This is a genomic window from Saccharospirillum alexandrii (assembly GCF_004000275.1).
Classification (GTDB): domain Bacteria; phylum Pseudomonadota; class Gammaproteobacteria; order Pseudomonadales; family Natronospirillaceae; genus Saccharospirillum; species Saccharospirillum alexandrii.
This window is the reverse complement of sequence record NZ_RCIP01000024.1, coordinates 1-324: the sequence shown is the minus strand read 5'-3', so window position 1 is coordinate 324 and position 324 is coordinate 1. Positions and strand designations below refer to the sequence as shown.

Annotated in this window: 1 protein-coding gene; it reads left to right on the top strand. The window is 61.1% G+C overall.

Annotated elements, in window-relative coordinates:
* Window positions 1–104: 104 nt before the first annotated feature.
* A partial coding sequence (locus EP166_RS21385; RefSeq protein WP_220432677.1) for a hypothetical protein occupies window positions 105–324 on the top strand: 220 nt, incomplete at its 3' end.

Below are 324 nucleotides of genomic sequence, written 5' to 3'. Positions count from 1 at the left end.
AGGGTAGGGGATGCGCGGGGGGATACGCCGCGGGCCCAGGTTGTGCAGGGTGTTCTCTTGCGCTGGTTGGGTGACCCGGCTTAGTGAAAGGGAGGGTGGTCATTATGCAAAGATGTCTGGCACAGCTGATTCTGGTCTTTCTCTGGCAGGCTGCAAGCACTGTGTGGGCCGACGACTTGGACGCCTGGTGGACGCCTGCGGATCGCACGGTGTTGAGTCTCGAGCTGGTGCAGGGGGAGGAGGTAATGCCAGCGCTGTGCACCCTCGGGCAGGACTGTCGTCAACGCTTTACTGCATCGGCTTACAGGAAGCTGCGACAGGAAT